The organism is Halomonas litopenaei (assembly GCF_017303055.1).
Classification (GTDB): Bacteria; Pseudomonadota; Gammaproteobacteria; order Pseudomonadales; family Halomonadaceae; genus Halomonas; species Halomonas litopenaei_A.
The window spans coordinates 13,715-40,492 of the sequence record NZ_JAEKJT010000012.1 but is presented as its reverse complement, the minus strand read 5'-3'; the positions used below and the strand labels follow the sequence as shown (position 1 = coordinate 40,492).

The 26,778-nt window shown below is 61.5% G+C and carries 23 protein-coding genes; 12 read left to right on the top strand and 11 right to left on the bottom strand.

Features of this window, described 5'->3' with window-relative positions:
• The first annotated feature begins 651 nt into the window (after positions 1–651).
• A complete protein-coding gene (locus JF545_RS19380) occupies positions 652–1,872 on the top strand; it encodes a saccharopine dehydrogenase family protein (protein WP_206944799.1) in 1,221 nt (406 codons plus the stop codon).
• A 3-nt stretch (positions 1,873–1,875) separates the two neighbouring features.
• Positions 1,876–3,051 (top strand): carboxynorspermidine decarboxylase, encoded by a 1,176-nt coding sequence (gene nspC, locus JF545_RS19375; protein WP_315900659.1) that lies wholly within the window; start codon positions 1,876–1,878, stop codon positions 3,049–3,051.
• Positions 3,052–3,274: 223 nt separating this feature from the next.
• Here the strand turns inward: nspC and JF545_RS19370 are convergent, their stop codons facing one another.
• Entirely contained in the window at positions 3,275–4,288 is a 1,014-nt protein-coding gene (locus tag JF545_RS19370) for a zinc-binding alcohol dehydrogenase family protein (protein WP_206944798.1), read from the bottom strand.
• Positions 4,289–4,501: 213 nt separating this feature from the next.
• Positions 4,502–5,398 carry a glycine betaine ABC transporter substrate-binding protein gene (locus tag JF545_RS19365; RefSeq protein WP_206944797.1) on the bottom strand — a complete coding sequence of 299 codons (897 nt, stop codon included), beginning with the start codon at positions 5,396–5,398 and terminating at the stop codon, positions 4,502–4,504.
• Positions 5,399–5,560: 162 nt separating this feature from the next.
• Here JF545_RS19365 and JF545_RS19360 point away from each other — a divergent pair, with 162 nt between their 5' ends.
• The 8 genes from JF545_RS19360 (at position 5,561) to JF545_RS19325 (ending at position 13,881) form a co-directional block, all read left to right on the top strand.
• Positions 5,561–6,415 (top strand): alpha/beta hydrolase fold domain-containing protein, encoded by an 855-nt coding sequence (locus tag JF545_RS19360; RefSeq protein ID WP_206944796.1) that lies wholly within the window; start codon positions 5,561–5,563, stop codon positions 6,413–6,415.
• A gap of 229 nt (positions 6,416–6,644) precedes the next feature.
• Positions 6,645–7,211, top strand: coding sequence for a hypothetical protein (locus JF545_RS19355; RefSeq protein WP_206944795.1), 567 nt, complete (start codon positions 6,645–6,647; stop codon positions 7,209–7,211).
• Between the two features lie 112 nt (positions 7,212–7,323).
• Complete coding sequence (gene hutC, locus JF545_RS19350) at positions 7,324–8,031, top strand: histidine utilization repressor (RefSeq protein ID WP_206944794.1); 708 nt, start codon at positions 7,324–7,326, stop codon at positions 8,029–8,031.
• 400 nt (positions 8,032–8,431) lie between these two features.
• Complete coding sequence (locus tag JF545_RS19345; RefSeq protein WP_206944793.1) at positions 8,432–9,559, top strand: CaiB/BaiF CoA transferase family protein; 1,128 nt, start codon at positions 8,432–8,434, stop codon at positions 9,557–9,559.
• Positions 9,556–10,689, top strand: coding sequence for an acyl-CoA dehydrogenase family protein (locus JF545_RS19340; protein ID WP_206944792.1), 1,134 nt, complete (start codon positions 9,556–9,558; stop codon positions 10,687–10,689). The genes JF545_RS19345 and JF545_RS19340 overlap by 4 nt, the downstream gene beginning before the upstream one ends.
• A 23-nt stretch (positions 10,690–10,712) precedes the next feature.
• On the top strand, positions 10,713–11,465 hold the full coding sequence (locus JF545_RS19335; protein WP_206944791.1) for an electron transfer flavoprotein subunit beta/FixA family protein: 753 nt from the start codon (positions 10,713–10,715) through the stop codon (positions 11,463–11,465).
• Positions 11,462–12,421, top strand: coding sequence for an electron transfer flavoprotein subunit alpha/FixB family protein (locus tag JF545_RS19330; RefSeq protein WP_206944790.1), 960 nt, complete (start codon positions 11,462–11,464; stop codon positions 12,419–12,421). Before JF545_RS19335 ends, JF545_RS19330 begins: the two co-directional genes overlap by 4 nt.
• A 116-nt stretch (positions 12,422–12,537) precedes the next feature.
• On the top strand, positions 12,538–13,881 hold the full coding sequence (locus tag JF545_RS19325; RefSeq protein ID WP_206944789.1) for a YjiH family protein: 1,344 nt from the start codon (positions 12,538–12,540) through the stop codon (positions 13,879–13,881).
• A 226-nt stretch (positions 13,882–14,107) separates the two neighbouring features.
• Here the strand turns inward: JF545_RS19325 and JF545_RS19320 are convergent, their stop codons facing one another.
• The 4 genes from JF545_RS19320 to JF545_RS19305 form a co-directional block, all read right to left on the bottom strand.
• Positions 14,108–14,548 carry a DUF7282 domain-containing protein gene (locus tag JF545_RS19320; protein WP_206944788.1) on the bottom strand — a complete coding sequence of 147 codons (441 nt, stop codon included), beginning with the start codon at positions 14,546–14,548 and terminating at the stop codon, positions 14,108–14,110.
• Positions 14,549–15,128: 580 nt separating this feature from the next.
• Complete coding sequence (locus JF545_RS19315; RefSeq protein ID WP_206944787.1) at positions 15,129–15,869, bottom strand: anti-sigma factor; 741 nt, start codon at positions 15,867–15,869, stop codon at positions 15,129–15,131.
• Positions 15,866–16,462, bottom strand: coding sequence for a sigma-70 family RNA polymerase sigma factor (locus tag JF545_RS19310; protein WP_206944786.1), 597 nt, complete (start codon positions 16,460–16,462; stop codon positions 15,866–15,868). The genes JF545_RS19315 and JF545_RS19310 overlap by 4 nt, the downstream gene beginning before the upstream one ends.
• Before the next feature lie 83 nt (positions 16,463–16,545).
• Positions 16,546–18,675 (bottom strand): putative bifunctional diguanylate cyclase/phosphodiesterase, encoded by a 2,130-nt coding sequence (locus JF545_RS19305; RefSeq protein WP_206944785.1) that lies wholly within the window; start codon positions 18,673–18,675, stop codon positions 16,546–16,548.
• A 279-nt stretch (positions 18,676–18,954) separates the two neighbouring features.
• Here JF545_RS19305 and JF545_RS19300 point away from each other — a divergent pair, with 279 nt between their 5' ends.
• On the top strand, positions 18,955–20,226 hold the full coding sequence (locus JF545_RS19300) for an NAD(P)/FAD-dependent oxidoreductase (protein WP_206944784.1): 1,272 nt from the start codon (positions 18,955–18,957) through the stop codon (positions 20,224–20,226).
• Between the two features lie 12 nt (positions 20,227–20,238).
• Here JF545_RS19300 and JF545_RS19295 read toward each other — a convergent pair whose 3' ends face one another.
• The 5 genes from JF545_RS19295 to mgrA form a co-directional block, all read right to left on the bottom strand.
• Positions 20,239–20,967, bottom strand: a complete 729-nt coding sequence (locus tag JF545_RS19295) for a DUF1826 domain-containing protein (RefSeq protein ID WP_206944783.1) — start codon at positions 20,965–20,967, stop codon at positions 20,239–20,241.
• 191 nt (positions 20,968–21,158) lie between these two features.
• Positions 21,159–22,304, bottom strand: a complete 1,146-nt coding sequence (locus JF545_RS19290; RefSeq protein ID WP_206944782.1) for a DUF1501 domain-containing protein — start codon at positions 22,302–22,304, stop codon at positions 21,159–21,161.
• 81 nt (positions 22,305–22,385) lie between these two features.
• Positions 22,386–23,804, bottom strand: coding sequence for a DUF1800 family protein (locus tag JF545_RS19285; RefSeq protein ID WP_206944781.1), 1,419 nt, complete (start codon positions 23,802–23,804; stop codon positions 22,386–22,388).
• A 194-nt stretch (positions 23,805–23,998) separates the two neighbouring features.
• Positions 23,999–24,298: a hypothetical protein gene (locus JF545_RS19280; protein ID WP_206944780.1), complete on the bottom strand. Its 300-nt coding sequence runs from the start codon at positions 24,296–24,298 to the stop codon at positions 23,999–24,001.
• A 229-nt stretch (positions 24,299–24,527) separates the two neighbouring features.
• Positions 24,528–25,556: an L-glyceraldehyde 3-phosphate reductase gene (gene mgrA, locus JF545_RS19275; protein WP_206944779.1), complete on the bottom strand. Its 1,029-nt coding sequence runs from the start codon at positions 25,554–25,556 to the stop codon at positions 24,528–24,530.
• Positions 25,557–25,871: 315 nt separating this feature from the next.
• Here mgrA and JF545_RS19270 point away from each other — a divergent pair, with 315 nt between their 5' ends.
• On the top strand, positions 25,872–26,750 hold the full coding sequence (locus JF545_RS19270) for a LysR family transcriptional regulator (protein WP_206944778.1): 879 nt from the start codon (positions 25,872–25,874) through the stop codon (positions 26,748–26,750).
• Positions 26,751–26,778 lie beyond the last annotated feature (28 nt).

Below are 26,778 nucleotides of genomic sequence, written 5' to 3'. Positions count from 1 at the left end.
ACTTTTAAAGGCTTGGGAATACGTATTCAACATCAAAGTTTTTGTGTCTTTGGTTTTTGTTTTTAAGACCATGAAAATAAAGTAAATATACTTTAGTAGTGCTAAGTGAATACGTAGTCGTTAATTTTTCGGAATCATGATGCGAATGTCGCGGATGAAGGCATTGGGTGTGGGCTATGGAAGGGCCCGATGACGGTCGAACTGGGCGGTCGCTCAGGATGGTCAGTCAGAGCAGTCAGTCCGGGCGGTCAGTCCGGGGGATAGTCAGGCGCTGGCAAGGGGCGGTTCGGGGGGAAGAGGAAGAAAGCGAAGACATCGTCAAGCTGTCATATGGTGCTGATTGACTACACTGAGGACGGCCCTGGCGGGGGTCACTTTTCGGTGCGAAAAGCCGTGGCATGAGCTGGCAAATGTGGTTAGCATGCGCCGTCCGGTAGTAGGGTAGGGGCATGTCTCGAGGACGTGCCCTATGGGCGAGGCGCCAAGCACCTCAACCGGGCCCATTAAGCGAGTCCACGTCACGGGTCGGGCCCGCTGGCTTGCTCGGAGGAGCGAGTCAGGGAGTCTGTCGAGAAGGGCTGCTCAACAGGTCTATCCATCCTCTCTATTGTCTGTGGATGGATCGTTGTATTCAGGCGGGAGCGTATCAACATGTCGAAAGTGATCATCATTGGTGCCGGCGGTGTCGGCAGTGTCGTCGCCCACAAGTGTGCCCAGCTGGACTCGGTGTTTACCGATATCCTGTTGGCCAGTCGCACCGAGTCCAAGTGCAAGGCTATCGCCGAGCAGCTGCCGCGCCCCATCCGCACGGCCCAGGTCGATGCCGACAACGTGGCTGAATTGACGGCGTTGCTCGAGGCAGAAAAGCCCGAGCTGGTCATCAATGTCGCCCTGCCTTATCAGGACCTGAGCATCATGGATGCCTGCCTGGCAGCGGGTGTTCACTACCTCGACACGGCCAATTACGAACCCCTTGATACCGCTAAGTTCGAGTACAAGTGGCAGTGGGCCTATCAGGAGCGCTTCCAGCAGGCGGGGCTGACGGCTCTGCTGGGCAGCGGCTTCGATCCGGGCGCCACCAACATGTTCACCGCCTATCTCGCCAAGCACTATTTCGACGAGATCGAAGAGCTGGACATCATCGATGTCAATGGCGGCGATCATGGTTATCCCTTCGCCACCAACTTCAACCCGGAAATCAACATCCGGGAGGTCAGTGCCGAGTGTCGTCACTATGAGAATGGCGAGTTCGTCACTACCCCGCCGATGTCCAAGATGGCGCGTTTCAGCTGCCCTGAAGAGGTCGGTGACTACAACATCTACCGTCTCTATCACGAGGAGCTTGAGTCGCTATCGAAGCACTTCCCGAGCCTCAAGCGGGCTCAGTTCTGGATGAGCTTTGGTGACAGCTATCTCAAGCACCTTGAAGTGCTGAAGAACGTCGGTATGACGGGGATCGAGCCGGTCGACTATAACGGCCAGGAAATTGTGCCTATCCAGTTCCTTGCCAAGCTGCTGCCCGACCCTTCCACCCTGGGGCCGCGCACCAAGGGCAAGACCTGCATCGGCACCGTCGTCCGCGGCAAGAAGGACGGCCAGGAAAAGGTCATGTACCTGTATAACATCTGTGACCACGAGGTATGCTATGCCGAAGTCCAGTCCCAGGCCATTTCCTACACGACCGGTGTGCCCGCGATGATTGGCGCCAAGATGATCCTCGAGGGTCACTGGAAGCGTCCCGGTGTGTGGAACATGGAACAGTGCGATCCCGATCCGTTCATGGCCGACATGAATGCCTACGGTCTGCCGTGGAAAGTGGTCGAGCTGGATCCCTCCTTCCGTCTTGACGTACAGAAGGGCGAGGACCTGTAAGGCGTGGAGATCCTTCAGTTCACGGATATCTCGCGGCTCGATACCCGCGCGCTGCCATCTCCCTGCTATGTGGTGGATGAGGTGGCGGTGGAGCGCAACCTGCGGATTCTCGCCGAGGTGGCCGACGCCAGCGGGGCCAAGGTGCTGTCAGCGCTCAAGGCCTTCAGCATGTGGCATTTCGCGCCGCTGGTGTCGCGCTACCTGAGCGGCACCTGTGCCAGTGGTCTGCATGAAGCCCTGCTGGGCCATGAGCACTACGAAGGCGAAGTGCATGTCTTTGGTGCTGCCTACAGTGAGGCCGATCTGATCGAGATCCTGAAGATCGCTGATCATGTGGTGTTCAACAGCTGCGCGCAGTGGCAGCGCGCGCAGCCGCTGGTGCAGGCAGCACTGGAGCAGCGGCCTGGGATCAAGTTCGGCTTGCGCATCAATCCGGAGCACTCCGAGGGCGATGTGCCGATCTATGATCCCTGCGCTCCCGGCTCGCGTCTGGGTATTGTGCTGTCGGAGCTGGATGAAGCGACCCTGGATGGCATCACCGGTCTGCATTTTCACACTCTGTGCGAGCAGGATTTCCCGCCGCTTGAGCGAACGCTGGCGGCGGTGGAAGAGCGCTTCGGCCACCTGCTTGGTCGCATGGAGTGGGTGAACTTCGGTGGTGGCCACCACATCACCCGGCCCGACTACCAGCGCGACGACCTGGTGCGCTGCATTCGCTCATTCGCAGAGCGTCACCAGGTTCAGGTTTACCTTGAGCCAGGCGAAGCGGTGGCGATTGGGTCCGGTGTGCTGGTCACCACGGTACTGGATACCACCTTCAATACTCTCGATCAGGCGATTCTCGATACCTCTGCCACCTGTCACATGCCGGACGTGCTGGAAATGCCCTATCGGCCTGGTCTGCTGGGGGCAGGGGAACCTGGTGAGCGGGCTCACACCTATCGTTTGGGAGGCTTGACCTGCCTGGCCGGTGATGTGATCGGTGACTACAGCTTCGATGCCCCTCTCGAGATAGGGCAGAAGCTGGTGTTCAAGGACATGGCGCACTACACCATGGTCAAGACCACCACCTTCAATGGCACGCGTCTGCCGGCCATCGCAGTGTGGAACTCGGACACCGGAGCCCTGCAGGTCATCCGCGAGTTTGGCTACCAGGACTTCCGCGAACGCCTGTCCTGAGGTTCAAACAGGAAAGGCTGAGCTGGCGATGCTGAGTTGACGACGTAAGCTGCGCCGTCTCGATCGCAGCGTCGTCGCCCCATATGACGCCCGCCCCGTTCGGCAAGACCGAGCGGGGCGGGCGTTTTCTGTTGGCGCCTTGATGGCCAGCTAGGCCAGGGCGGCTAGGTCAGGCCAGCTAGGCCAAGGCAGCTAGGCCAGGGTGGCTATCAAGAGGGACCGCCTAGAAACCTTCGAGCACGACCTTGCCCTTGGCGCGGCCGCTCTCGATCAGGGCATGGGCACGTTTGAGGTTGGCGGCGTTGATGGTGCCAAAGGACTCAGTAGCGGTGGAGCGAAGGTGCCCGGTATCGATCAGGTGCGCCACCTTGGCGAGAATCTCTCCCTGGCGGGCGATGTCGGCCGTGGAAAACAGCGGGCGGGTGAACATCAGCTCCCAGTGGATGGACACCGCCTTGGGCTTGAACGGCACCACGTCGAGGGAGGCCGGGTCGTCGATCAAGCCAAAGCGACCCTGGGGCGCAATCAGTTCTGCTATCTGGGGCGCGTAGCCCTCTGAGGCATTGGTCGAGAACACAAAAGCGGGAGCGCCGAGGCCAAGGGCATCGATCTGTGCCGGCAGCGGTTGATGGTGATCGATGACATGGTGGGCCCCCAGCTCCTTCACCCATTCCTGGGTTTCTGGCCGTGACGCCGTGGCAATGACGGTGTAGTCGGTCAGTGCGCGCAGCAGCTGGATAGTGATCGAGCCGACGCCGCCGGCCCCGCCGATGACCAGCACTGCGCGAGCGGCGCCGGGGACCGGGTCGTTGATCTTGAGCCGATCAAACAGCATCTCAAAGGCGGTCAGAGCGGTAAGGGGCAGGGCAGCGGCGGCCGCGTTGTCGATGGAGCCGGGTGCCTTGCTGACGATGCGTGCGTCCACCAGGTGGTACTCACTGTTCGTGCCCGGGCGAGAAATATCCCCGGCGTACCACACTCGGTCGCCCACTTGGACAGAGGTTGCCTTGTCGCCGACAGCCACCACCTCTCCGACGGCATCCCAGCCGATCACCGCGGCCAGGCCTTGCTCGGGCGCTCGTGACTGGCGGATTTTGACGTCGACGGGATTGACCGAAACGGCCTCGACCTTGACCAGCACGTCGTGCCCGCTGGCCTGAGGCACCTCTTGCGCGAGATCCACCAGGGCGTCGTCGCGATCGATGGGGCCTGGGGCGTAGTAACCGATAGCTTTCATGGGATCTCCATAACAGTGGGGATTGGGATATGAGCAACACCTTAGCCTGCTATGGATATTCCGAACACCGTCAAACGCGAAACACTCTTTTCGGGATGTAAGGACAATCGACGCAACGACAGTCTGGCGGTGCCCCCTGCTTCACGACGTGAGAAGCAGGGGGCATCTTGGCATTGCGGCGGCCCCGATCGGCACGGTGGCCGGGAGATGCGATCAGTCGATCAACCCCTGGTCGGCGAGAAACTGCTCGGCGACGGTTTCCACGACGTCGCGGTTGACGTCCACCTGCTCGTTGAGTCGCGTCATGACGTCATCGTCTAGCGTGGCGGCAAGTGCATTCAGCTGGGCCGCCAGCTCTGGGTGGGTGTCCAGCGCTTCCTGGCGCACCACGGGAGTCATTGCATAGGGCGGGAAGAAGCCCTTGTCATCGTCAAGAATACGCAGGTCGAAGGCCGACACTCGTCCATCGGTAGTCGTGACCATGGCGATGTCGACCTGGTCGTCTCTGAGGGCGGTATAGGTCAGGCCCGTATCCATGCGCTTGATATCGGAGCGGTCGAACTGAAAGCCGTAGATGTCCTGCATCGGACGCAGTCCATCGGGGCGCGCATAGAATTCGGCATTGGAGGCAAACAGCAGCTCTTCGCCGGCGTTGATCGCCGAGGCCATGTCCGAAATGCTGGTGATGTCCATGGCCTCGGCATCGGCCTCACGCATGGCGATGGCATAGGTGTTGTTGACGCCGGAAGGCTCGAGCCAGGCCAGCCCCTTGTCGGCGTCCAGCGCCTTGACGCGATCATAGGTCGCCTGGGCGTCCAGCTTTTCGTCAACGCCATTGAAGACGATCAGCGAGGTGCCGGTGTACTCCCAGTAGACGTCCACCTGGCCGTTTTCCTGTGCCTGCCGCAGCACCGCGGATCCCATGCCGGCGCGTTTGTCCACGTCGTAACCCAGATGCTCCAGGTACTGGGCGGTCATGCTCGAGATGATCTGCTGTTCGGTGAAGTTCTTGCCGCCGACCACGATCTCATCGTCGGCCTGGGCGGTGGCGGTCAGGAGGGCGAACAGGCCCGTGGTAATTGTTGTTTTAGCGAAGTGTTGTAACGGCATTCTGACGTCCGGCTGGAAATTGAGCCTTGATTCTAGCCCAAGTCGACAGGCTGCCAAGGGACTGGGTACGAGTCTTCGCAATGGGGGCGATTGCCGATGTAAATGCCTGGCGCGCCGAGACATCGCTACCATGATGTGGCACATCTGCCTACGGAAGGCCTTATGGAAATTGAAGCGTTCATCAACCGCTATCAGCAGGGACTCCACGGACTCCAAGGGATGCCCCCCGTTGACGCCCGGCGTGGCTACGAGCGTCTGTGCCAGAGCTTTCAGCTGAACAGTGCCACCATCGCCGACGAGGCCACCACCATTGCCGGGGTGCCGGTGACCAGGCTATGGCCACGGGACGGCCCGCGCCAGGGCGGTGGCGTCGTAGTGTACGCCCATGGTGGCGGCTGGACGCTGGGGTCCAGCCGCAGCCACCGTGGCGTCGCTGAAGCCCTGGTGCAGGCCCTGAGCCGGGAAGTGGTCAGCGTTGACTACCGCCTGTTGCCCGAGTCGTCCTACAGTGACGCTCTATCGGACGTGCTCGGCGTGTGGCAGGCCTGTGATCCTGTCGCCGCGGTGGGGGACAGCGCTGGAGGTCGGCTGGTTCTGGATGCGGCGGCGACACTGGCTCGGGAGGGCGCCGGCGTACCGCCGCTGGGGTTGATCTATCCGGTGGTCGGCACGCCGCAGGCGTCGCTGTTGGGGGCAGACGCGCCGCTGCTCAGCCGCGATGACGTCCTGGCATTGTGGACGATGGTCGCGGCAACGGTTCCCGCCCATGATGGGCACCTGCCGCCATCGCAGCATATGCATGTGCTGGCGGCCGAGCATGATCCGCTGACGGCAATGATAGAAGACGCCGTAGCGCAATGGTCCCGCACCTCGGCGCAGGTATCGCTGGAAGTCGCTGACGGCATGGTGCACAGCGCGTTGCATGGCCTCCCCTGGCTGCCGTCCCTGCAGCTGGCCTGGGGGCGTTTCTGCTCCAGGCTCGGTGAATCCATCGAGGCCGACGGGAGCGGCCAGTAAGGAGCGCGCGCGGGAGCTCGACAACCCCGGCGGAAGCCTCGTCCGGGCGGGTATCCGCCGCGGGTTTGAATGGGGGTAGGATGGAAGAGATATAGGGCGAAATGGGTGTAGGGTTGAACGGGTGCCTATGCGAAGCGCTCGAGCGCAAGGCAAGGTGCGCAACATCGCTTCGACAGACCTTTCTTCTAATTCGAGCTTGTCGCTCTGGTGATGTCGAGGTAAGTGCCGCGTGAAGAGGACAAGACTGTGGTTGGTCGCTGGCCTGGTCGGAATGGGAGCGCTGGCGGTATTGGGCCCGAGGGCGGTCGATACCGTTCGTCCGATGACCTTTGTCCAGTCCAAGGTCACTCCCAATCTCTACCTGGTCAGACATCCGGTCAGCGACCGACAGGCGCTCTATCAAAGTGTGCGCCACAAGGCCATGGAAAGGATGTCGGTCGAGTTTGTCGGCAACGAGCAAGCTTACCGCAGTAGTCCCTATTCCCTGCTCTTCTACGAGTACACGGACAATGGCGTGTTGTCGCTGTTTGGCGGTGCTGGAACCGCCTATTTTCTAGAGAATCATGACGATTCCGGAGGCTTTGGCTCGGAACAGCTCAGGCTATATGTCGAACAGCACATCGCTGATTTTGATATCCGTTTTTGCGATGGTACGACGGGGTATCAGGGCGTCATGACATACTCCTGGCAGGGGGTGTGGGCCGGAATCGACGTTATCGTCGATACCTGTCCGCCATCGACGAGCTCGGAGCCGGCCGATGCCGAAGTGGCCACCGAACGCGGAGCGATGCTGTAACGGCATTCACGGTGCCGTGGCGGGCTTTATCGAGTGAGGTGTCGTTTACCTGCTTCCCTGGGGTACGGGCCGTGGCTACACTTGGGCCCTTGTGCCAGTAAAAGGATCCCTCATGGTCAGCAAGCGGCCTGGTTACGCCAGAATCAAGGAGCATTTGCTATCTCATATCGAAGAAGGGACCTTTTCTGCTGGCGATCGTATTCCCGCCGAAAATGCGCTCGCTCGGGAGTTCGGTGTCAGCCGGATGACCGCCAACAAGGCCATTAGGGATCTGGTGCAGAGCGGTCTGCTGGTCAGGCGCGTCGGCTCTGGCACCTATGTCAGCCAGCGCAAGTCCGAGTCGTCCCTGTTCGATATTCGCAATATTGCTGACGAAATTCGCTCGCGAGGTGGCGAGCACTCCAGTGATATCATCGCGCTCGAGGAGGTGGAGGCGTCTGAGGAGGTGGCGGTCTTTCTTGGCGTGAAAACCGGGACCATGGTGTTCTACTCCGAGATTCTGCATCGGGAAGATGGCGTGGCCATTCAGCTCGAGCGACGCCACGTCAATCCTCGACTGGCTCCGGACTACCTCAAGCACGATTTCACGCGGCAGACCCCAAACGCCATCCTGGTCGCGCGCTACCCCGTCACCGACGTGGAAAACAGCGTCGAAGCGATCAACCCGACGGCTGAAGAAACGCGTCTACTCGAGATCCCGCCCCAGCAGGCCTGCCTGCTGGTTGTGCGTCGTACCTGGTCAGGAGAACTTCTTATCAGCTATACCCAGCTTCTCCATCCTGGACATCGCTACAAGCTGAACACCTCCCGCCACGGTTGATGGCACGGCCAAACCTCTGACGCTGCTCTGCGCGGGGTCCCCATCCGCTGTGCCGATTGTCCCGCCATGCGGTCGCTTCACGCTCGCCCTTCACGGGTAGCGTCCAGGTGATGGCGTCTCGGTACAGAATGGGTCGGTGCATCAAGATGTATATACCAATTTGTGCCTGTCAAGCCATCTTCGCCTGTTCTTCCTTTTACTTTAGTCTACTTTCAGCCCCTGCCTGAATACTGGGTTTGATAGTAAAAACAAGGATTTCTTTGCTTTTTTTGCGAGTTGGCAAAATATTGTCGCTGTGCCTCAGGCTTTTATGACGACCAAGATATGTATATACATATTGTGTGGCTCGTCGAGATCGTCGTGCCACGTCTCAATAACAAGACGCTGGAGGACTGGCACGATGAAGCCATTGGAAGGGGTCACCATTCTTGATCTGTCGAGGGTGCTGGCGGGGCCCTATTGCACCGCGATGCTGGCGGACCTGGGGGCGGACGTCATCAAGGTCGAGTCGGGCCATGGTGATGACAGTCGTCACATTGCGCCTTATGTCCAGGGGGAAAGCCTGTACTTCTCGATGCTCAATCGCGGCAAGAAGAGTGTATGCCTGGACCTCAAGGATGCCACCGATCGCGAGCGTTTCTTCACCCTATGCGAAGAGGCGGACGTACTGGTGGAAAACTTCCGGCCGGGCGTGACCGAGCGCCTGGGTATTGACGAGAAGAGCCTGGGAGAGCGCTTTCCGTCGCTGATCTACTGCTCGATCTCGGGCTTTGGTCAGACGGGCAGCATGCGGTCAAAGCCCGCCTACGACATCATTGCGCAAGCACTGTCGGGACTGATGGCCGCCACCGGTCCCGAGGGAGGGCACCCCACGCGGATTGGCGAATCGCTGGGAGATGTCTGTGCTGGCATGTTTGCGAGCTGGTCAATCTGTGCCGCCCTGTTTGCACGGGAGCGGGATGGAGAACGCCTTGGCTGTCACCTTGACGTGTCGATGCTCGATTGTCTGTTCGCCATGCAGGTCACCAATCTGGCGCAGTTCATCGCTGGTGGCCCCACGCCTGCGCCTATCGGCAACCGTCATCCGCTGTCCGCTCCGTTCGATAGCTTCGAGGCCAGCGATGGCCAGGTGATTATCGCCGTCATCAATAACCCGCTGTTTGCCCGCCTTGCCGAGTGCATGGAAGCCCCTGAGCTGTTGACCGATCCGCGCTTTGCCAATGACGAGCAGCGTTGCATCCATCAGGCCGCACTCAAGTCCGAGATCGAACGCTGGACCCGTCACTACTCGGTGAAAGACGTCTGTTCGCGTCTAGATGAAGCAGGGGTTCCCGCTTCCCCCATCTGGGACATTGCCCAGCTTGCCGAATCACAGCATGCCGAGGATCGCCAGCTGTTACTCGACATGGGGCAGTGGAAGTCCCCCGCCCAGCCGGTTTTCTTCAATGGTCAGCGGGTCGTCTGCCATCGCCCCGCGCCGACGCTCGGTCAGCACACCGTGGACCTCGATCAGGAGATTGACGCATGAACTTTACCTTCAATGAAGACGATATCGCGTTTCAGGATGCCGCCCATCGCGTCTGCGCCGATGTGCTGAAGACCCATGCAGCCCGTTACGACGAGACCCGGGAATTCTGCCAGGAGAGCCTGCGTGCCCTGGGCGAGTTGGGCTTCTGGAGCATGAACCTGCCTTCCGAGTACGGTGGTGTCGATATCTCCAGTATTGGCATGTCCCTGGCAGTGGAAGAAATTGCCTACCACTGTGCGGCGACCTGCTCGTCGCTGACGGCGCACTTTCTCGCCACCGACTCGGTACTGATCGGTGCCACCGAGGCACAGCGGCAGGCGCTGCTGCCGCTGTGCGCAAGCGGTGAGAAACTCGGCGCCTTCGCGCTGACCGAACCCGGTGCCGGTTCCAATCCCGCCGAGATGCGAACCCGCGCGGTGCGCACCGCTGACGGCTGGCACCTGACTGGCACCAAGCACTACATCACCAATGGCGCCTTCGCCGATTTCCTGGTGGTCTACGCCAAGACCGACCCTGACCAGGGACATCGCGGTATCTCGGCCTTCCTGGTAGATCGTCATACGCCCGGGATCAGCTTCTCCAGCCCAGAAAAGACCCTTGGTCTGCGCGGCAGCCACATCTACGAGATCGACTTTGACTGTGTGCTTCCCGATGACGCCCTGATGGGGGAGGAGGGCGCGGGATTCGCGACGGCCATGGAAGTGCTGGACCGAGGACGTGTCGAAGTGGCGGCGATGAGCGTGGGGATTGCCCGAGCTGCCTATGATGCCTCCATCGCCTGGTCGAAGGAGCGCATCATCGCAGGCAAGCCGCTGGGCCGCCATCAGGGCATTCAGTGGATGTTGGCCGAGATGCATGCCCAGTTGGAGGCGGCACGGCTGGTCACCTACAAGGCGGCGGATGCACGTGATTCCGGGCAGCGCTTCAGCCTAGAGTCCGCGGTAGCCAAACTGGTGGCGTCCGAGGCTGCGGCCAAGGTGACCGATGCCGCGGTGCAGGTACATGGCGGGTATGGCTACATCAGCGATCTGCCGGTTGAGCGCTATTACCGCGATGCGCGCATCACGCGGATCTTCGAGGGCACCTCGGAAATCCAGAAGATCATCATCGGTCGAGCCATCACGGCGTAACACCCGAACAAGGAGATATCACCATGAAAATCCTCGTCGCGGTGAAACGCGTCATCGATTACAACGTCAAGATCCGGGTCAAACCGGACCACTCGGATGTTGATCTCAGCAACGTCAAGATGGCCTTGAATCCCTTCTGTGAAATTGCGGTGGAAGAGGCCGTTCGTCTCAAGGAAGCGGGAGTCGCCAGTGAGGTCGTGGTGGCAAGCATTGGCCCCCAGGCCGTCCAGGAGCAGTTACGTACCGCACTGGCGCTGGGAGCCGACAGAGCCATCCACGTCGATGCCCCGGCGGCGCTTGATGCGTTGGTCATCGCCAAGCTGCTGCAGGCGGTGGTCGCGGCGGAAAGACCTGGGCTGGTGCTGTTGGGCAAGCAAGCGATCGACTCGGACAACAATCAGACCGGGCAGATGCTGGCTGCGCTGATGGGCGTACCCCAGGGCACCTTTGCCTCCCAGCTGAGCGTCGAGGGCGATGCGCTGCGGGTCACCCGTGAGATCGACGGTGGGCTTGAGACACTGGAGCTGACGCTGCCGGCGGTCATTACTGCGGATCTGCGCCTGAATGAGCCACGCTACGCCAAGCTTCCTGACATCATGAAGGCCAAGAAGAAGCCGCTGGATCGCTGGACGCCGGAGGAGCTGGAGGTCGTCGTGACGGCTCATCAGCGGCTGCTCAAGGTAGAGCCCCCCGCCGAGCGACAGGGAGGCATCAAGGTGAGTTCGGTCAGCGAGCTCGTGGAGCGACTCAGAAACGACGCCAAGGTGATCTCATGAAGCTACTCGTACTGGCCGAACATCATCAGGGACAACTCGCTGCGGCCACCGCCAAGGTGGTGGCTGCCGCCAGGCAGATCGCGGACTGCCAGCAGGACGCCAACGTCGAGATCGACGTTCTGGTAGCAGGCTTCCAAGTCACTGAAGTGGCACAAGGCGCTGCCGGCATCGAGGGCGTGAGTCGGGTCCTGTTGGCAGATTCATCCGTCCTTGACCATCAACTCGCCGAGCCTATGGGCGAGCTACTTGTCACCCTTGCCGACGGCTACTCCCACGTGCTGGCAGCGGCCTCGACCACGGGCAAGAACGTGTTGCCGCGTTTGGCGGCGCTCAAGGACGTGGCACAGCTTTCAGAGATCGTGGCGGTGATAGACGAGGACACGTTCAAGCGGCCGATCTATGCAGGCAATGCCATTGCCACTGTCCAGAGCCTGGATCCCATCAAGGTCATCACCGTCAGGGTCACCGCCTTTGAGGCAGCGGCCAATCGCGACCAGACCGCTCCAGTATCGGTGCTGCCTGTCACGGCTCATAACGGGCACTCGCTCTTCGTCAGTGAGTCCCAGGCCGTCAGTGACCGGCCGGAGCTGGGCTCGGCCAGGGTCGTCATTTCCGGCGGTCGTGGAATGGGAAGTGGCGACAACTTCGCTCTGCTCGACGGTATCGCCGATGCCCTTGGCGGGGCCATTGGTGCCTCGCGGGCCGCGGTCGACGCCGGCTATGTGGCCAACGACCTGCAGGTGGGGCAGACCGGCAAGATCGTCGCGCCCGAGCTCTATATCGCCGTCGGCATCAGTGGGGCGATCCAGCATCTGGCGGGAATGAAGGATTCCAAGGTCATCGTGGCCATCAACAAGGACGAGGAGGCGCCGATCTTCCAGGTAGCCGACTACGGCCTGGTGGCCGATCTGTTCCAGGCCTTGCCGGAGTTGGAAAGCGCTTTGCAACGCCGCTAGACAGCCTGCGCAGACGACGCAGACACCAAGCGACGGGCCGGAGCATGGTCGTCCGGCCCTGTCACGGGCGCATACCGTGACACCTTTCGATTGCCAGCCCCCACTGGAGACACAACATGAATAATCCCAAGGTGGCATCCACATCATCTAGCGCTGGACTGATCTCGCTGGCAGGCAGCTTGATCGGTCTGGGTATCTTCTTTCTACCGCTCCCTCACGGTGACGGACAGATGACCATCCCCCTGGTCATCATGATCAACCTGCTGAAGCAGACCCTGGGGGGAGCGCTGAATTTCATCACGCTTGGACTGATCGTACTGCTGTGTGTGACGTGGCTGATGTCACGTATTTCCGGGCATGAAGGACTCCGGCGTTATCATCGTCAGGACGGCACCATGACCGGAATCACCTTCCTGCTGGCGGCGGTGTTCGCTGCGCTGCTGGCGTTTGGAGTCGGCCCTCAGTGGCTTCTGCATGAGGACGTCGGCGGGCTTGCCTTGTACCTTGGCGGCAGCGTCTTCCTGACTGTGACCATCGCCGGCTTCTTTGTCATCTTCCTGACTGAGTTCGGTTTTCTGGAGTTCGTCGGCACGCTGATGGAACCCTTGATGCGCCCCCTCTATCGCTTGCCTGGAAAGTCTGCTGTGGATGCGGTGGCGTCTTTCGTGGCGGCACCCGCGGTGGGCATCTTCATCACCAACAAGCTGTACATGGAAGGCCACTATACCGAGCGTGAATCTGCGGCCATTGCCACCAACTTCAGCATCTGCAGCCTGGGCTTCTTTGCCTTGCTGGCCTCCATTGGCGGCATCATGGCGTATCTGCCCCACATGATCCTGGTGTCCTTTGTCATCAACTTCACCGTGGCGGCGTTGATGGTCAGGATTCCGCCGCTGTCGCGCAAGCGCGATGTCTACTTCGCGGGTAACCCGCAGACGGCTGAAGATCTTCAGAGCACCAGTGACACCCCTATTATCGCTCGTGCCTGTGCCGCGGCAGCCGAGCGCGCCGCACAGACCCGTCTGGATGTGTTCTACAAGGGGTTTTGGGAAGCCATTACCTTCGCCCAGAAAATCGTCGCCTACATTCTGGCCATCGCCACACTGGCGCTGCTGCTGGCCACCTATACGCCTGTCTTCGACATGCTTGGCAGCGTGGTTGAGCCGCTGATTTCAGCGCTGCAACTGCCTGATGCCAGCGCCATTGCGCCTACCGTGCTGGTGGCGATCGCCGAGATTGCTCTGCCGGCCATCATCATCTCTGGTGCAGAGGTCGACCCGATGGCGGTGTTCTTTGTCTGCACGCTGTCGACGGTGCAGATCATCTTCTTCACCGAAAGTGCCAATGCCATGCTCGAGTCCAAGATTCCGCTGACCGTGCTGGATCTGGTCGTCGTGTTTCTGTTGCGTACCCTGGTGGCCTTGCCGATGGTGGCGCTGGCCACTCACCTGTTGTTCTAAGCCTGGTCTTCTAGGTCCTGCGTCTCGCTGGACCTTGGTCTCTCTTCATAGGCTGTGCCCATTGGCATCACGGGTGATCACCGTGGTGCCTTTTTTCCGTTGCGCCTGCCTGGCACAACACGCCAGCGCCCCGCTCGACAAGAGCGGGGCGCTGGCTGATGCGCGTCGTTGTCAGGTTCAAGCCAACACTTGCGTTATGTAGGGGCAAGAACCTTGGCGAGATGGCTTACTGAGCCGTGATGACGGCCATCACCAGGTTGCCATCCACCTTGACCGGGCCATCTTCGCTGGCGCCAAGGGTGTACTCGAAGACGCCGGTCTGGTTGCCGCCATCTTCGCCGTGGAGCATCAGCATCAGCATGTCACCATTGGCCACTTCCTCTGTCAGGATCGCGGCAATGTCAGTGTTCTCGCCAGCCTTGAGCGGAGCGTAGCCGACTACCGGACCCGGCTTGTGGCTGTCATCGGTGCGGTGAACGACCATCCAGCCGTTGTTTTCGGCAACGATGCGTTCTGCCGTCACGGTGCCCTCGGCAACGGACTGGTCGTCTGCCCACACGCCAAGATCATGGGATCCTTCCATGTCCGCATGATGGTCGGCATGGGCGCCAGCGGTGAGGAAAACTGCTGAGCTGACGAGGATGCTTGCTGTCAGTTGTTTGAACATCATTCTCTCCTGGTGCAGTTGACTGGCTTTGGCTCTCGGGCCCGTGGTGTGGCGCCGAGTCACTGTCAGGTACGTAGCCTCTGGGCACAAAGTTTCAGCGGCGAGGTTTTTTTTGATCGCTGTGCCTTTGATCGTTGTGCCTTTGATAAAAAAGGCCGCCGGGAGGGCGGCCAAGCAGGGAAGTGGTGAGGCGAACAGGTGGCAGGCATGCAACGCTCACCCTCGCGGAAGACGCCCTCGCGCCGCTATGGTCGCGCCACTATGATCGCGCCCTATGGCGTGGGGCACTGCAGCGGGGGCACGCTGGTATGCCGTTGGCTGCTCGCTCGCCAGCAACAGATACGTGTCATGAAAGGCAAAGGTTTCATGAACGACAAAGGTTTCAGTCAGAAACGGGGAAAACCGCGCACTGTTGAAGTTCGCTTAAGGCGCTGCTGTCCCGGCGATTGACGTTGGGAGAACGCTGAAGGAGGCACTTCGCAGGACCCCTTGGGAATAGATCAGAGGAATCCACGGGGCCTGAGCTGGTGCTGACAAAGCCGATGCGGCAGAGAGGAAGCGTTCCTCTCTGCGGCCATGGCTAGAGACGCTGGTTGCCGGGGGCCTGGGTGGGATACAGATACCCGTGAATGGCGGGCCCCGTGGGCTGGCCGGTGGGTGAGCCTCCCGAGGGCTCGACACTGATACCAAAGGTGGCCCGTTTCAGCAGCTCGGGCGAGTACTGCTGCAGAGCGCTCTGGTCGATGCTCAGGTCGTCGTCCAGGACCCCCACCGACTGTGGCGTCGGCCCCAGGGAGGCTTCCTTGATCCATAGCTGGTAAGAGCGGTCTTCCATCGGCTTGGCGGTAACGGGCATAACGTGCAGGCGGCGCTGTTCAAGGTTGACGCTCAACATGAAGGCGGGTTGCTGGTCGTCCTGCTGGAACACCGCGACAAACTGGGACTGGTCGGGAGATGACGTCGGTGCACCCACCAGCAAGGCTGCCAGTATCAACGCTGCGGCAGAAGAGACCCCAGCCATCCCTCGCCAGAGGGTTAAACGACGGCGCAGCCGGGTAACCCGATCATCGCTATGCTGCAACGCGGCCCGAGCTTCGACAGCGTCGATACGTCGCTCGATACGCGCCAGCAGGTGGGGGCCAGGAGCAATGGACTTGACCTCATCACCCAGGGGCGCGAGCCGTGCCTCCCAGGCCTGGATCAGCTGCTCAAGCTCGCCATCTTGCTGGCGTTGCCGGTGGACCTGCTGGCGCTCGGAATCGTCGAGTGTGCCGAGTACAAACTCGGCGGCAAGGAGGTCCTTGTCAGTAAGATCGCTCATGTCGACAAGCATCCTTTCAATTGCTTGAGAGCGCGATGCAACCAGGTCTTGACGGTGTTGACGGGTTGCCCGAAATGGGAGGCCAGGTCGGCCCTCGACCAGCCGTCCAGATAGGCCAGCCGGACCATCTGGCTGCGTGTCTCCTCCAATTCCTCCAGGCACTGCGACAGGCGGTCGGAGGACTCGTCCTGGTCTCGCTGCTCGAAGGCCGAGGCCTGGGTAGCTGCGGCGTGCTCCAGGTGACTGTCGTCCTCACTCTGGTGGCGGGGTGCTCTGCGCAGGTCATCGATGGCCGCATTGCGGGCGATGGTCGCCATCCAGCCGATGACGGAGCCGCGCTGTCGATCGAAGCGATCTGCCTTTTGCCAAATGGTCACGTAAACGTCCTGAATGACATCGTCTGCCCACGTTGTGTCCTTGAGGATACGCAGCACGGTGCCGAAAAGTTTCGCCGAGGTTGCCTGGTACAGTTCGGCAAATGCCTCTCGGTCGCCCTTTTCCACTCGAGCCAACAGCATCACCAGCCTGTCTTGAGGAGACTGCGCATCACTCGGCGCGGACGTGTCAGATTCCAGGCGTTGGACATGCGTCATTCATGGGATCTCTGTGACGGGGGCGTGTTGGGCAGCGTGACGCGGCCGGCCGGTTCGGGTCAAGTGGCACAGGACGGGGCGATTCAGGCCGGTAGCTGGTCTGGCGGGATGCCGTGAGCGCGTAGCGGCTGATCGACCAGCACCTGCGTGGCACGTTCCTCCAGAAGGCGCCTTAATTCGGCTGCAGGGACGGGCTTGCTGAACAGGTATCCCTGGTACTCATGCCCTTGAAGCTTGCTGATAAACGCCAGCTGCTCCGAGTTCTCGATCCCCTCGGCGATGATATGCAGCCCAAGGCTTCGGGCCAGTGAGATGACGGCCCGGACGATCGCCGCGTCCTGGCTGTTGTTGGCGATGTCTTCCATGAAGCTGCGATCGATCTTCAGGCGATCGACGGGCAGGTTCTTCAACTGGGTAAGGTTCGAGTATCCGGTACCGAAATCGTCAATGGACATCAGAACCCCGAGCTCCCGCAGGGTGCCCAGGACTTCCATGGCGCGATCCGGGTTCTGCACCAGGCAGGTCTCGGTCAACTCAAGTTCCAGCAGGTTGGGCGGAAGGCCGGTATCGGTGAGCACGGTCTTGATGGTGTCGACGAAACCTCGGTGGTTCAGCTGAATTGCCGAGATATTGACGGCTACCGGCAGGGCCTGGCCGGTTTCCTCCATCCACTGACAGGAAAAGCGACAGGCCGTGCGCAGGACCCATTCACCCAGTGGCAGTATCAGCCCGCAGTCTTCCGCCAGAGGAATCGCTTCATCGGGGGCAATCTGGCCGAGCTCCTCATCGTGCCAGCGCAAGAGGGCTTCTACTCCCGCCACCTGGCCGCTGTGCACATTGATCTTGGGTTGGTAGGCCAGGGTCAGACCGTCGTTGTCGAGGGCATGGCGTAGGCGCTGTTCGAGGATGCTGCGGCGGTCCGCCGCGTGGGTCATGTCAGGCGCAAAAAACTGGTAGGTGTTGCGGCCGTTCTGCTTGGCGCTGTACATGGCGGCGTCGGCATGCACCATCAAGTCGTGGCGGGACCTGCCGTGTTCCGGGTGCAGGCTGATCCCCAGGCTGGTGGAAACCTTCACCATGCTCTTGTGAATCTGGAAGGGCTTGTCCAGCGCGCTGAGAATTCGGCGCGCCATGGCCTCTGCATCGCCATGTGTGATGTTGGGGCCCGCCACGATCATGAACTCGTCGCCACCGACCCGGGCGACCAGGTCGCCATCGCGCACCGCAGACTTCAACCGGGCGGCGGCTCCCTTGATCAGTTCGTCACCGGCATGGTGTCCCAGCGAATCGTTGACCTGCTTGAAGCGATCCAGGTCGACGAAAAATACCGCGAAGCTCGCAGACTCGGTGGCAATCATCGCGTCCAGGTGCTCTTCGAGCTTGAGCCGGTTGGGAAGCTGCGTCAGCGCGTCCTGGTGGACCAGATCCTTCAACTCTTGATTGGCGCGCTGCAGCGAGTCGGCCAGCAGCGCATTGCGCGACGACAGGTGGGCGTCGTAGATGGAAATGAGCAGCGCCGTCACCATGATGAAGATCGATGCCAATGCCACAAGGAAGGCGAGCTGACCGTTGCCCAGGCCGCCGGCATCGACGGCCATGGGCACGCGCTGATAGCTGGTAGCAGCCATGCCGGTGTAGTGCATGCCAGCGATGCCGACGGCCATGATCAGCGCAGCAAGACCCCGCTGCCATAGCGGAGATCGTATGCCTTCACGGTTCAGTCGAAAGGCCAGGGTGAGGGCGAGGGCTGAGGCGACAACGGCAACGGCGACCGAGGCCAGAAACAGATCGATGCGATAGCGCAGCTCGGTGATCGACAGCATGGCTTCCATGCCGATGTAGTGCATCAGGCACACGCCAGTGCCCATGATGATGGCACCGGATGTCAGCCTAGGCCAGGTGAGCCGGCCTCCCTGCACGGTCGCCAGGGCCAGCGCCGAGGCGAGCAAGGCGGCCAGCAGTGAGACAAGCGTCAGCGGGATGTTGTAGGCGGAACGGGAAGCCGTATCCATGGCCAGCATGCCGACAAAGTGCATCGACCAGATGCCGGTGCCCATGGCAAAGGCGCCCCCGGCCAGCCAAAGCTGCCGAGCCAGCCCGCGACTGGACTTGACCCGGCCTGCCAGGTCCAACGCGGTCAATGAGGCAATGGCGGCGATAGCGAGACTCAACACGACGAGCGCGGGATGATAGGACGCAACGGTATGGTCCATGCAGGAAATATCCTCAAGGAATGATAGCGGTGTTGGCCGTAAAGGCACCTACCATACCTTTAGAAGAAACTCCGCGCTGGTTTAACTTAACGTTACGTCATATGTTTCTTATTTTTCTTAGGTATGTCAGTGGTATAGCGGCAATGCTCTAACTGCCTTTGTACATGTCGGATGCCGTGGCGACCGACGTATCAGGGCGCAAGCATCAGTGAGCGATGTTAGGGTAGGCCTGATCCAAGGCCTGCCGGATCGTCCGGGAGGCCATCGACAGGAGGTCCCATGAACACTCGCAGTGAAGGCATCGTGATTGTTGGTGGTGGAGCCGGCGGCCTGGAACTGGCCATTCGTTTGGCCAAGGCCGGGCACAAGGACGTGTTGCTGATGGATCGCGATGCGACCCATGTGTGGAAGCCTCGTCTGCACGAGCTGGCGGCGGGTTTCACTCGGGCCAGCGTTGATGAGCTGGATTACGCTGGTTTGGCGCAGCAGTGGGGATTTCGTTTCGAGCAGGGCGAATTGGCTGACGTAGACGCTGGCCACAAGCGTTTTACCCTGGCGCCATGGAAGGACGACAACGGGCGTGTACTGGTCGCCGAGCGACAGCTGTCGTATGACGCACTGGTGCTGGCACTGGGGGGCGTGACCCCGGACATGGGGGTCGACGGCGTTCTCGACAATGCCTTCCTGCTCGATAGCGAGCGAGACGCAGAACGACTGTATCGCCATTTCTCGGCCGGTCTGCTGGCGCGCCGCTCCCAAGGGTGCAGCGATCCCTATCATGTCGCCATCGTGGGAACAGGTGCGACCGGCGTCGAACTGGCTGGCCTGCTGGCTACCGAGGCCAGGGCATCCAGCATGGCGCCCAAGGAGATCCAGCCCGAGGTCAAGGTCACCTTGCTGGAGGCAACCGACACCTTTATGCCTGGCATGGACGACGAAGTACGGCACGTCGTGCAGGCTCGTCTGCAGGAGGCCGGGGTCGACATTCATACCGCGCAGCAGGTCAACGCGGTCAGCGCCCAGCGTGTCACCACCGAGGGTGGTCAGTCCTTCCCCGCCGACATGACCATCTGGGCGGCCGGACGGGTTGGCCCATCGCTGGCGAGTCGAATGAAGGGGCTTGCGGTCAATGACAAGCGCCAGTGGATCGTTAGGCCGAGCCTCCAGGCCATGGACAATGACGCGGTGTTTGCACTTGGGGATTGCTCCTGGATCGAGGAAAGCCCGGCGCCTCCTACCGCTCAGGCCGCCAGCGAGCAGGCCGAACACCTGGCCCGAGAACTGCCGCGTTATCTGGCAGGAGATGACCCGGTCCCCTTCCGCTACGAGGACAAGGGGACCCTGCTGTCCTTGGGCGAGGCGGGCAGCGTGGGTACCCTGCGCGGCGTGTTTGCTGATGACATCACGCTGCGCGGGCGCCTGGCCCGAGCCGCGTATCAGGGCCTGCAGCGACAGCATCAGTTCCTCTTGCTGGGCCCCTGGAAGGGTGCTGCCGAAGCGGTGAGCGATGCCTTCGGTCGCTCAGTGGGCCCCCGTCTCAAGGTCCACTAAGCCAAAGCCGGCTCAGGCCGGATCAATCGTCAGCAGTAGGCGTCGACCGCCCGACGCCACGGCGGGGCTGCGATGGACCAGGCCCCGCCCTTCATTGCCGGCCCAGCCATCTCCCTTCAACAGCGCCAGGTCCCCTGGTGCCAGCGCCCGAATCGCGCTGGGCTCGCGCAGTACGTCGGGCTTGTCCGGGGTCGGAGCGCCCAGTCCCTGACGATTGACGGCAAACTCCGGAAGCCATTCGCTGCCTGCGCCGACATAGGTCGTGACCATGCGCACCGGCAGCTTGTCACAATGGAAGCGCGGGCACATCGCGGCATTCATCAGGCGCAGTCTGACCCCCAGGCTGTCAGTGTCGAATAGCATTCCCATGGCCTCCGTCAGCAGCAGGACGTCATCGATCAGTGCTGTTGCTTGCTCAGCTGCAGGCAAGCTGCGCAGCAGGGCCTGCTTCATGTCCGTATTGGCGGGACCCAGCCACTGAAAGCTCCACAGTCGCGCGCTGCGGCATTGGGCCTGAGCGCTGCTTGCCAGAACGGCAGGCAGGGCCCGTTGGAGCACGGAGATGGTGATAGTGTCTTCATAAATTCGGGGCAATACGCTGGCCTCGGTACCCATCGCCCAATGTGGCACGTTGCTGTGAGCCTGCACGGGCGCTGCGGCGGCCTGGGGGGAGTCGACCAGCGCGCTGCTTGAGCCAAGAGGGAGGGAGGGCGCGACGGGGCGCGGCTGAGAAAGCGACATAAAGGAAGGCTCCTGGGAGATTTTTATATGTTATATCGTAACAATATGCCCGATGAAAGCCCCCCCTTACCTCCATGCATTGGCATGCATTGGCGCAGCCGACAGGACCTCGTCTCTGATATAAGCACCAAGCGGTGACGTGGTCCCTGAGTGAGGAATCCTGAGCGACTATTGGGGGAGAGACGACGGTATCAGGTGGCTCTGATCAGCCCTTCAAAAGGGGCGATGGTCCTGCTGTCCGGGAAGACGGTGGTATCCAGTGCGGCACGCTGCAGCCCCAGATGATCTCGCAGCACTCCCTTCAGTACGCTGCGAATATCCTGAGCGGCGACAAGGTCTCTATTGTCGCGAAGGCGAGCGAGACCCGGCCAGTCGCCGTGGACCTTGCCCCCTCGGATGGCGCCGCCAGCCAGCAGCACGCAGCTGGCGGTGCCGTGGTCGGTGCCACCGCTGCCGTTGACGCGAACGGTGCGACCGAACTCGGTCATTACCACCACGGCCGTATGCCGCCAGCTAGCGCCGAGCTGCCGATGCAGCGCTGACAGGCCGTGATCCAGGTCGGCAAGTTTGCGCGCCAGTACGGCGTTCTGGCGCGCATGCGTATCCCAGCCCTGGTCATCGATCAGCGCCACACTGGCTCCCTCGGCAGGTGCCAGAAAGCGTCCCGCCGCCGGCATGATGTCCTCCAGGCGGGTACCGCCCACCACCTCATCTGAAACGATGCGCTGCATCTCCAGGGCTCTGGCGAAGGCCGGACCCAGCCGCTCGTCGTGTCGATAGAGCCCGCTCATTCTGGCGGCCAGCACGCGGGTAGCGTCCGAGGTGGGGGAGGGGACCCAGCTGGTGATGGGGGCGGGCCCTCGAATCATCAAAGGGCGGTCATCCGTGAGGCTGATGCCTTGGGTGTGAGCCTGTTCGCCAATGGCTCGATTGAGCCAGCCGGTGCGACTGCCACCCGGATGGTCGGTGCCGTTCTCCAGGCAGTCCTGGGCACTGAAGTGTGAGCGTCCCCGATAGGCCTGGCCGCAGGCGTGTATGGCGGCCATGTCCCCGGCCAGGAAGCGTTGATGACAGAATGACAGCGCAGGATGCAGCGCAAAGGTGTCATTCAGCATAGGGGCTGTCGGGTGCAGTGCCGCCGCAAGGTCGCCGCGCAAGCTGGCGTATGCCGGATCACCGGGGCAAGGAAGTGCCGTTAGACCATCGAGGGCACCACGCAGCAATACCACCACCAGACGAGGACGCGCCTGGTGTGTCTCGGCCCTGGCGAGGGGCGGCCATAGCCACATGCTGCACCCCAGCGCCAGGCGTCCGAGAAAATCACGTCGATTCAGCATGGCAGCCTCCGTAGCGAATCCCCAGGGTTCAGGATCGAGAGTGTCGGGAATGAGAAGGTCGAAAAGGAGGAAGTCGGGCGACTAGCGCCACTGGAACTCCGGGCTTGCCAGCACCATGGCTCGGCCCATCCCAGGGGGCTGCTGGCTGATCGCGACGGCGGTCTCCTCGCGTAACCTGGGTCCCAGGCAGTGCTCCGCCAGAGCCAGCGGTTCCACCGTACTATCGCGTCCATGGCGGCGTGCCAGTGCAACACGTCGATACAGCGCATCCGCGCCGATCCAGTCACGGCTGTCGTCACTCCACCCGGCGGGAGAGCCAGGCCAGAAGGGGCGCTGGCCGAGTAGACGCAGCTCCTGTTCCCACTGATTTCCCGTCGAAGGTGGGGTCTTGTCCAAGGCGTGATAAAGGGCCACCAGGAACTCCTCAGGTCGGCGAAACTTGGGTGCCCCGGGCTGCCAGGCAAGAGGATGACGGAAGAGGGTACGGTAGAGTTCGGCAAGGTCGCCGTCTTGATCGCGAAAGCTCCTGGCCAAGGCGCTGACCAGCTCTGCCGGAGGATGGTCTGCCACGAAATGGCCGGCAAGCTTGCGCGCGATGAAGGTAGCTGTCGATTCATGCTGTGCCAGCAGGCGCAGCATGGCTTGACCCTGACCGGCGCCATCTGCAGCGAAACGCTGTCCCAGCAGGATCCGTGGACCTGGCTCATGGGCCGCTTCGTGAAAGACACTGCCATGGGAGCCCAGATCAGGTGGGTTCGTGGCCGGCGGCATCTCCAGCGGGGTGCGCCAGCCGGTAAGCGCCTGGGCCAGGGCGACGACATCTGCTTGGTCGTATGGCCCGTCGACGCCCAGGGTGTGCAGCTCGAGGATTTCCCGGGCCAGATTTTCATTGAGCCCCAGAGATCGCGGTGAGGCCCGTCGGCGAGCGGCGCGAGCAACGGCCGAGGAAGGGCCGACAGAGTCTGCGTTTTCCAGGTACAGCAGCATGGTCGGGTGCTGTTCCACTGCCAGCAGCAGGTCGCTGAAGCGGGAGGTGATGTTGGGGCGGATGGCCTCGCGCTCGTAGGCGCCGGGCAGCATCACGACCTTGCCGCGATCGGCGGAAACGCAGAAGTGGTTGCTCCAGAACATCACCCAGCGTTCCAGCACCGGGGCGCCCGTAAGGCACTGCTGTCGTGCCCGAGCTTGTCGTTCCGCCTGCATATCGCGACCAAAGCGCTGGGACAGGCGCGGTAGCGAGGTCCCGCCCGCTGCCGTCTGGCGGGCCATGCGTCGCCGTGCCTCGGCATGGTCGCGCTGAAACTGGGCGAAGCGCTCCAGATAGTCGAGCGTGGAGGGCAGTGGCGTTCCTCCGGGGCCTAGCAGGGCCTCTTGGGGCGCATCCAGCTGGGCCAGCACCCAGCCTTGGGGATCGTGAGCAATCTGCTCGAGCTCTCCTGGCCGGGGACCCAGGCCGAACCGGCTGGCAGCGATTTCCGCCAATACCAGAGCATCAGACACCACAGCGACTCCTGAAGACGAAGGCCATGCTGGCTTTGGCCGGGGAGGAGGCGCCAGGTTCCCTTATTCCTTGAGTGGCGGCTGATTCGGCAAGGTATCGAGGTTTTCGCGTGCGATGGGGTGGAGAGAAGAGCGAGAGAAGAGCGAGAGAGCCGGCGAGAAACGTTGGTGAACGCTTCACTGATAGTCGCTTGCTACGGGGTATGCAGGGCCAGGCTCAGCAGCACCCGTTGGCCTTTCTCGATCCGCGACACGCTGTGCTGGTAAAGGTCAGGCCGGAACAGGATGACCCGGTTGAATAGGTTGAAGATCACTCGCTCCGTCTCGAACACGCCTCCTGCCTTGGGCGCCTTGAGGATCATGTTCAGCTTGAAGTATCGGCCGCCGCCCATGGGATCATTATGACGATAGACGCTATGACCCTCAGGGTAGGTGACCAGATTGGCGGTCAGTCGCCCCCAGTCCAGCAGGGTGCGGTTGATGACGCGTGCCATGGTGATGCTCCTCATTGGCTGTCTAGCCGGTATTTAGGAGGCTATTCAAACTCATCTTGAGCAATCACTCAAATTCTTTTTGCAGCTGCCATGACCTCAGTTGACGGCAGGGTGGAGGCACAGAGCCGCAGAGCCGAGCAGCGCTACTCTGCACGCGGCCGAGCGTTACCATGGAATCGTGCTGACGCAGCAGTATCGGCACATGCGCCTCATGACGAGGCGCGTGCTTTCAGGCCTTGGATGACTGCGCCCAAAGATTGATGCCACCATCCACCGCGTAGCGGTCGATCTCTGCGAGCTCTGCGTCGCTGAATTCTGGGTTGTCCAGTGCTCTGACGCAGTCGACGACCTGTTCCGACCGGCTGGCGCCAATCAATGCGGTGGTAACGCGGCCCTGGCGCAGGACCCAGGCAATCGCCATTTGGGCCAAGGTCTGGCCCCGTTGCGCGGCGATATCGTTGAGCGCCCTTACCCGCCTCAGGTTGTCGTCCGACAGGTGGTCCTCGCGGATGGCGCCGCCCTTGGCCAGACGGCTGTCCTGGGGCACACCATCGAGATACTTGTTGGTCAACAGTCCCTGGGCGAGGGGCGAGAAGACGATTGAGCCGATGCCTTCCTCGTCGAGAACGTCGAGCAAGCCGTCATCTTCGATCCAGCGATTGATCATCGAGTAGCTGGGCTGATGAATGAGGCATGGCGTGCCCATGTCGCGCAGCAGTCTGGCGGCCTCGCGAGTGCGTTCTGGGCTGTAGGACGAAATGCCGGCATAGAGCGCCTTGCCGGAGCGCACGGCGTGGTCGAGCGCTCCCATGGTCTCTTCCAGCGGCGTCTCTGGGTCGAAGCGATGGGAATAGAAGATGTCGACGTAGTCGATGCCCATTCGCGCAAGGCTCTGGTCGAGGCTCGACAGCAGGTACTTGCGGCTACCCCATTCACCGTAGGGCCCAGGCCACATGTGGTAGCCCGCCTTGGTCGATATCACCAGCTCATCGCGATGGCCGGCAAAGTCCGAGTGCAGAATACGCCCAAACATCTGTTCGGCACTGCCGGGGGGCGGACCATAGTTGTTAGCCAGGTCGAAGTGGGTGATGCCGTGGTCGAACGCCGTGCGGCAGATGTCGCGTGCATTGCGCTCGTCGGCGTTGTGACCGAAGTTGTGCCACAGGCCGAGCGACAGGGCAGGAAGTTTCAGACCACTTCGACCACAGCGCCGGTAGCGCATGCGATCATAGCGGTCTGCTGCAGGATGGTAGGTCATGCTGATTTCCTCCGTGACAAGGGCGGACATGAGGGGCCGAGGGGATAGTGCCAGGACCTGTGGCATGCCCGGGGTTCCAGGGTGATGACGCCTGCCGGGAAGCTACACTCTGGCTGCCCGCACCCTGGCCGACCTCACTCTGGCTGCCCACACTCTAGCTAGGGCTAGCGTTCGCTAGAAGTCAGTAGCGAGAAAACATTGTTCGTTCAGGTGAACAGTAAGGCCTGTCACCGGTCATTCAGCAAGGGTAGAGTTTTACTGCAAGCACGGCGTCATTCGTGGTGCAGACCGTCCTTTATTGGCAGGAATCTGATGATGGCAAGTCCTGATCACAAGACATTGGAGCGGATGGCACTGTTCGCCGATGTCGCCCGCACGCTGAGTTTTACCCGTGCTGCCGAACAATCCGGCGTGTCGAAAAGCTATTTGTCCGAGCAGGTCCGGCGTCTGGAGCGTGACCTCAACGTCAGTCTCTTGATTCGTTCGACCAGGAGCGTGCGGCTCACTGAAGATGGTGAGCGCGTGCTGCGGCGCATGGACCAGGTGCAGGATAGCCTGATAGAGCTGGGAAGAGAGCTCGAGCACGCTGGCGGGCGCCTGTCAGGAGAGCTGCGCATTACGGCGCCGGTGCTGTTTGCCGAGCACTACCTGATGGACATCTGTAACGACTTTCAGCGCACACATCCCGAACTACGCCTGCACCTGGACGTCAGCTATCGCAACCATGACCTGACACGAGAGCGCTTTGATCTGGCATTTCGCTCGACCCTGGTTCCACCGGAGCGCATGATCGCGCGTCCGCTGATGCGCTACCGCGCGGTTTGCTGCGCGGCACCTTCCTATCTGGCGCGCCATGGTCAGCCCCAATCCACGGCAGAATTGCGCGAGCATCGTTGCCTGACCTTCACCCAGCAACAGCTGTGGTCGTTCGATGCGGAGGACGTCACCCTGGAGGGATGCTTGAGCATCAATGATCATCGACTGCTGCGTCAGCAGGCGTTGGCAGGTCGGGGCATCGTGCGAGTGGCAGACTATCTGGTGGCCGACGATCTGGCCAGGGGGGACCTGGTGGAGGTGTTGCCGACGTATGCTGAGCGCACGCGTACGATTCAGATGATCTACCCGCCCAGACTTCGCCAGTCGGCCAAGCTGCGTGCCTTTATCGAGGCCCTGAGTGAGCGTCTAGAGAGCTAGCCAGCGACGCGCTCTCGCGACACTGGCG

Excerpts from the sequence above, each read along its gene's own strand:
- JF545_RS19270 (WP_206944778.1), top strand. The coding sequence starts at position 25,872 with ATGGCAAGTCCTGATCACAAGACATTGGAGCGGATGGCACTGTTCGCC.
- JF545_RS19360 (WP_206944796.1), top strand. The coding sequence starts at position 5,561 with ATGGAAATTGAAGCGTTCATCAACCGCTATCAGCAGGGACTCCACGGA.
- JF545_RS19330 (WP_206944790.1), top strand. The coding sequence starts at position 11,462 with ATGAAGCTACTCGTACTGGCCGAACATCATCAGGGACAACTCGCTGCG.
- JF545_RS19305 (WP_206944785.1), bottom strand. The coding sequence starts at position 18,675 with ATGGACCATACCGTTGCGTCCTATCATCCCGCGCTCGTCGTGTTGAGT.
- mgrA (WP_206944779.1), bottom strand. The coding sequence starts at position 25,556 with ATGACCTACCATCCTGCAGCAGACCGCTATGATCGCATGCGCTACCGG.
- JF545_RS19325 (WP_206944789.1), top strand. The coding sequence starts at position 12,538 with ATGAATAATCCCAAGGTGGCATCCACATCATCTAGCGCTGGACTGATC.
- hutC (WP_206944794.1), top strand. The coding sequence starts at position 7,324 with ATGGTCAGCAAGCGGCCTGGTTACGCCAGAATCAAGGAGCATTTGCTA.
- JF545_RS19370 (WP_206944798.1), bottom strand. The coding sequence starts at position 4,288 with ATGAAAGCTATCGGTTACTACGCCCCAGGCCCCATCGATCGCGACGAC.
- JF545_RS19315 (WP_206944787.1), bottom strand. The coding sequence starts at position 15,869 with ATGAGCGATCTTACTGACAAGGACCTCCTTGCCGCCGAGTTTGTACTC.
- JF545_RS19340 (WP_206944792.1), top strand. The coding sequence starts at position 9,556 with ATGAACTTTACCTTCAATGAAGACGATATCGCGTTTCAGGATGCCGCC.
- JF545_RS19320 (WP_206944788.1), bottom strand. The coding sequence starts at position 14,548 with ATGTTCAAACAACTGACAGCAAGCATCCTCGTCAGCTCAGCAGTTTTC.
- JF545_RS19345 (WP_206944793.1), top strand. The coding sequence starts at position 8,432 with ATGAAGCCATTGGAAGGGGTCACCATTCTTGATCTGTCGAGGGTGCTG.
- JF545_RS19300 (WP_206944784.1), top strand. The coding sequence starts at position 18,955 with ATGAACACTCGCAGTGAAGGCATCGTGATTGTTGGTGGTGGAGCCGGC.
- JF545_RS19335 (WP_206944791.1), top strand. The coding sequence starts at position 10,713 with ATGAAAATCCTCGTCGCGGTGAAACGCGTCATCGATTACAACGTCAAG.
- JF545_RS19380 (WP_206944799.1), top strand. The coding sequence starts at position 652 with ATGTCGAAAGTGATCATCATTGGTGCCGGCGGTGTCGGCAGTGTCGTC.
- JF545_RS19365 (WP_206944797.1), bottom strand. The coding sequence starts at position 5,398 with ATGCCGTTACAACACTTCGCTAAAACAACAATTACCACGGGCCTGTTC.
- JF545_RS19295 (WP_206944783.1), bottom strand. The coding sequence starts at position 20,967 with ATGTCGCTTTCTCAGCCGCGCCCCGTCGCGCCCTCCCTCCCTCTTGGC.
- JF545_RS19290 (WP_206944782.1), bottom strand. The coding sequence starts at position 22,304 with ATGCTGAATCGACGTGATTTTCTCGGACGCCTGGCGCTGGGGTGCAGC.
- JF545_RS19310 (WP_206944786.1), bottom strand. The coding sequence starts at position 16,462 with ATGACGCATGTCCAACGCCTGGAATCTGACACGTCCGCGCCGAGTGAT.
- JF545_RS19280 (WP_206944780.1), bottom strand. The coding sequence starts at position 24,298 with ATGGCACGCGTCATCAACCGCACCCTGCTGGACTGGGGGCGACTGACC.